3 protein-coding genes and 1 pseudogene are annotated in these 5,073 nt (G+C 72.2%); 1 reads left to right on the top strand and 3 read right to left on the bottom strand.

Features of this window, described 5'->3' with window-relative positions; genetic code table 11:
- Positions 1-32: 32 nt before the first annotated feature.
- Positions 33-2,753 (bottom strand): SdrD B-like domain-containing protein, encoded by a 2,721-nt coding sequence (locus ACXJMZ_RS36610; RefSeq protein WP_457034317.1) that lies wholly within the window; start codon positions 2,751-2,753, stop codon positions 33-35.
- 204 nt (positions 2,754-2,957) lie between these two features.
- Positions 2,958-3,104, bottom strand: a pseudogene (locus ACXJMZ_RS36615) (MFS transporter); the annotation flags it as partial.
- On the opposite strand from ACXJMZ_RS36615, the gene ACXJMZ_RS36620 reads away from it, so the two are divergent.
- The gene (locus ACXJMZ_RS36620; protein WP_457034318.1) at positions 3,092-3,406 is read left to right on the top strand and encodes an MMPL family transporter; all 315 of its coding nucleotides are present in this window, start codon (positions 3,092-3,094) and stop codon (positions 3,404-3,406) included. The pseudogene ACXJMZ_RS36615 and the gene ACXJMZ_RS36620 sit on opposite strands and share 13 nt — an antisense overlap.
- 1,294 nt (positions 3,407-4,700) lie before the next feature.
- Here ACXJMZ_RS36620 and ACXJMZ_RS36625 read toward each other — a convergent pair.
- Positions 4,701-5,073, bottom strand: a 373-nt coding sequence (locus tag ACXJMZ_RS36625) for a hypothetical protein (protein WP_457034319.1), incomplete at its 5' end; no start/stop codon positions are given.

The raw sequence follows: 5,073 nt of genomic DNA on the forward strand, positions 1-5,073 counted from the left end.
GGCCCCTGGTGTTCCAGGTGTCTCACTGCGTGTCAGGTGGTGCGGCGCTTCCTGAGCACCACCAGGACCACCGCGCCGAGGACCACCAGCAGGCCGCCCGCGGCGACCAGGTACGGGGCGCCGACGCCCCCGCCGGTGCTGGCCAGCGGCCCGGAGGGCTGCGGTACGGCCGGCGGCGGCGTGGTGGTGGGCACGGGGGCCGGGGTCTCCACCGAACGCGTCGGCGTGGGCGTGGGCGTCGGGGTCGGCGGGATCAGGGTGTTGACCGCCGTCGTGGTGACGCCCGCGTCCAGGTGCTCGTCGTCCAGCACGACCGGCCCGAGGACCGGCTGGTCGGGAGCCCGGTAGCCCTGCGGCGGGCTGACCTCCTGCCAGTAGTAGCTGCCCAGGTCGGCCTGGCTGGTGCAGGTGCCGTCCGCCCCGCTGGTGCACGCGCCGTCGACCTTGGTGTCCGGCTTCGCACCGTCGGTCTGCAGGCCCGCGGTCTCGTTGCTCTCCCGCCACAGCTGGAACACGGCACCGGGCAGCGCCTTGCCGTCCTGGTCGTGCTTGACCAGGCGCAGGGCGCCCAGCTGACGCTGGAACCCGAAGTCGAAGCTGTGGTCGTCCTGCCCGGCCGCGCCGGTGGTGAGTGCCCGCTCGACGTACGTGCCGCCTTGCGGGACGGTGCCGTCGGAGTCGGTCAGGCGGTTGCCGCCGACGTTCGCCGCGGTAGGCACCCAGTGGTGCAGCGGCCCGCCCGCGGCGTAGTCCCCGAGGTTGTCGAGGCGGATGGTGTACGCGGTCTTCGGCTTCAATCCGCCGGTGACGTTGGTGTCGTCGAAGTAGTACTCGCCGCGCGCGGTGGTCTTGGCGGTGCCGACCTTCTTGCCGTCCGCGTCGTAGAGGTTGACCGTCGCCCCCACCACCGGCTTCTGCTCCGGCAGTTGGAGACCGGAGCGCTCCGGGTCGTACCAGACCCGGTTGCCGATCTGCAGCGGCGCCCGGTCGCAGAGCACCTCCAGGTCGGCCATCGCCGCGCCCTTGCCGAACCGCGACTGGCCGTTGGACAGCTCCTGGCCGAAGCCCGGGTCCGGACCGCCGCTGCGCAGCGTGAACATGGTGCCGGCGCTGACGACGTTGTTGGCGACGTCGTAGCCGGAGGTGGCGATGGAGTTCTCCACCTTGGAGAGCGCCAGGCCCGCGAACGCCGGGTACGGGTGGCCCCAGGGGTAGGGGCGGGGCTGGTCGAACCAGTTCTTGTTCCGGACGGTCGCCCCGCAGCCCAGGTTCACGTCCAGCACGTACGAAGTGCCGGACTTGCAGGCCTTGTTGAGGTCTGCCGAGGCGAGCACCGACACGAAGCCCGGGGGCTGCGGCCCGCTCGCGGCGGGGAACGCGGCGGCCTGGTCGGCGTACCGGTCGCGGAAGACCAGCAGCATCGAGCCGTCGGTCTCGACGCCGACCTCGCCTAGTTCGGGCTCCGGGTGGACGTTGCAGACCTGCCCGTCGCCGGTCGTCGGCTGGGTTTCCGTCCACGGGTACCAGAAGTAGCCCGCACAGCTCGTCGGGGTGCCACGGTGGTCCAGCGGCTGGTCCAGCACGACCGCGCCGAACGCACCCGTCGCTGGGTCGAACTGCCGCACCACGGCCCGCAGGTCGCCGATCTTCTGGGTGGACTCGCCGGAGCAGACGCCGCCGAGGTAGCCGACGCCGTCCTGCATGCCGAGGCCGAACGGCCGCCAGTCCTCCGGCGACGGGCAGTCCGCCGCCGGGATCGGGTACACGGCCTCGGGCTCCGCGGCGGTCGGCGCGGTGGCGTCGTACCGGTAGAGCTTCCGGTCGTGCAGGTTGACCACGTACAGGTCGCGGCCGTCCTCGGTGAGCTTCAGCCCGCCGAGGCTCTCCCGGCCGACCGGGGCGAAGAAGCCCGGGTCGTCGGCGCCGGTGTGCGCGGTGGTGCCCGCGTCGGGGACGGTGGCGAACAGCGAAGTCGCCTTCGTCACCGGGTCGGTGACGTAGACCGCGCCCGGCCCGCCGGGCCCGTAGGCGGTGTTGCGCTTGGCGTGGGCCGAGCTGAAGAGCCGCCGGTCCTCGCGGTTCCAGGCGATGCCGAAGACGTTCCCGGTGTCGGTGGCGGTGGAGACGTTCGTGACGTCCTTGTTCACCCCGCGCGAGCGGTACGGGAAGGTCAGCAGCGTGCGGCTGGTGCCCGGTTCCAGGGAGGCGGGCTGGCAGGCGGTGGCCAGCGGCGCGTTCGCCTGGCAGTAGTCCGAGGGGTTCCACAGGCCGGTGGTGAAGGTGACCTGCTTGCCGTCGGAGAGGTCGACGAACTCCTCGTTGCTGCTCAGCTTGGACGGTGCCCCCGCCAGGCCCTCCCGGGAGGCGAAGGCCGGGAAGAGCACGCCGGGCTTGGGGTTCACCACCTCGACCCGGTACCGGCCGCCCGCGCTCCCGGCGGCCGGGGTCAGCGTCACGGTGCCATCGGCGGCAGTCACGGCGGTCCGCACTACCCCGTCCGCCCCGGTCAGCGTGACCGTCACCCCCGCCATCCCTGGCTCCAGGGCCGGGCTCCACACCCCGTTCTCGTCGACCGCCCGGACCACCCGGACCGTCACCGACCCGTCCGCGTCGGCCGGCGAGGCCGGGGGCGCCGCCACGGTCGTCGCCGTGGCCACGGTGGCGAACGCCGCCACTAACGCGGCGGCCCGTCCGGCCGCGCGGCGCCCCATGCGCGGCACGGGCGCTCTGGTCTGCTGCTGTATCTGCGTCATGCCCTGCCCTCGATCGTCGGGAAGGAGCGCCGGACCGATGCCGGCGCGTCACCGGAATGGCGTCGCGTACACACCATTCGGCCGAATCGTAAGCGGAATAAGGACATCCGGCGGGCAGTACAAGAAAATTGACGATCAATCAGGAAGCACGCCCGATCATCCGTGTGCACCCGGTGCGCCCCCGGTGTGCCCTCCTCGGAGGGTTCAGGACGGCGTGCCCGGGCGGACGGAGCGGATCCGGAGAGCCGCGTACACGCACCCCGCGAGCGCCAGGTCGGACAGGAGCATGAAGCCGATCGAGTAGCTGTCCTTCGCGCTGTAGACCGCCCCCATCACCAGTGGCGGCACGAACCGAGCACTACGAGCGCAGCGGCGACCCGGAGGAGGCGATGGTCGGCGCGCTCGCCCACTCGGGCCGGGTGATCTTCGCGGCGGCCGGCGTCATGGTCGCGGTGTTCTTCACCTTCGCGCTGTCCGGGCCGCTGCCGCCCAAGGAGATGGGCATCGTCCTGGGCGTCGCCGTGCTGCTGGACGCCGCACTGGTCCGCCTCGTCCTGCTCCCCGTCCTCCTCCGCCTCACCGGCCGGGCCGCCTGGCACACCCCGGCCTGGCTCGACCGCGTCCTGCCGAAGGTCACTTTCTCCCACGGCTGACCGTCCCGACCGCCGGTGGCGGGAGCGTTGTTCAGTGCTCCCGCTCTCGGCGGTCCTGCCGTTGCGTCGGGTGGGCCCGATCGGGCCGTCGACGCGCGGCCCCCGGGCGCGGGGGTGTGGACGGAGCCGCTGGACCGAACCTCACGTCCGCGCGGGGCGCTGCCGCCGCACTGCGGCGGAGCACCGGCCGGGTGGAGACGGCTTGGGCCGTGCCGCGGACTCCGGCACGGCCCGATCAAGTGGCGCCCGCTCGCCCGCTCATCGGCGGCCCGGAAGCCTCGCCAGAAAGCCTCCGCCCTTGGCCGCGCTCGGGTCGCAGCCGCAGTGGTCGGCCTGTCTCCGAGCCAGACCTACCGGCTCGTGGTGGAACGACCCGAGCGGCTGAGTATGAAGGCGCTCATGGCCACCAGGGCACGGTCGTCCGCCGCGAGATCAAGGCCGCGATTCAACTGGTCGCTGGTTCCGGGCCCGCGGCACGAGCCTGTCCACTTGCAGAGCGAGGAAGTGCAGGCCATGGCGGTGGTGCTTGCCGGAATAGTTGCGCCGGTCCTGGGCTCCGGTGTGCCGCTGAGTGGGGATCAGGGTGCCGTCGATCAGCACGATCTCCCCACCCCGCCGGGCTATCTTGCGAAGCGCCCGATCCACGCGGGCGCCCTCGCGACGAGCAGGCTGTTTTCGGCATGGCCCTGGCGCAGATTCCGGATGCTGTTGGTGATCTTCGGTACGAGTGCCGTCGCGTTCCGGCAGTCACCGGTCGCCTGCCGGGTCGGTGAGCCGTGGTTCTTGGCGAAGACCGTGTGGGAGCAGGGTATTTGGCGACGAGACCGTCATGCTGCGCAAGGCGCAGCGGCGCGGCTCCGGCGGGCACCTGCAAGATCACCAACTGCGTCACGGCGTTGGTACTACCAATACCCTTCGCCCCGACGTCGAGACCCTGGTATCGATCGACCGGGTCGCCGGTCAGGTCCACACCAGCAGCCTCGCCCCCGCGCCGTCTCCTTCATCAGCGTGCGTGCTCACCAACCTGCGCAGACCCAGGACGAGATCGCCCTGGACTGCATCTGCCCGCGGCCCCGGCCCGGCGCCCGACCCGCGCCCTGGGGCCGTCGCGGCAAGCCGTGCAGCCGCCGTGGGGGGGTCCGCAGCGGTCGTATCGCGGCTGCTGGAAGGGGTCCTCGCCGATGTGACCAGTGACCGGTGTCCTGCCTCTCGGAGGGCACGGAAGGTCCACGATCAGTTAGACGTCGCGTTGCGGCGCTTGGGTCCGGGTTCGTCCCCGTGGCCGGCGTCCGGGTCAGGCCGGTACGTCGGGCTCCGCGCCGAGGTCGGCCGCGCGGGCTTGCAGGTCCCGCAGTGCCGTGTGTGCGATCTCGGTGTAGGGCTGCTGGTTTCCCGGTGCGGCCCAGCGGGCGAAGGCGGTGATGCGCTCGGTCGTGAACGCGGGGGCGGCGGATTCCAGTGCCGCGGGCAGAACGTGGGTCGCCCTCTCCGACCGCGTCGCCTCAGCCCTCGACGACCCGCCGGCACCCGAGCCTTCGGCAACATCACCTCCAGCGGCGGCTACGTCTTCCACCGCCACGGCCGCCCCCTCCACCCCAAGAACGTCCTCGACCACTTCCACCGGCTCTGCGACAAAGCCGGCGTCCCCCGCATCGCCCTCCACGACC

The organism is Kitasatospora sp. P5_F3, from assembly GCF_054049135.1.

What these genes read in the sequence shown, in the direction of transcription:
- ACXJMZ_RS36610 (WP_457034317.1), bottom strand. Translation starts at nt 2,753, where the DNA reads ATGACGCAGATACAGCAGCAGACCAGAGCGCCCGTGCCGCGCATGGGG.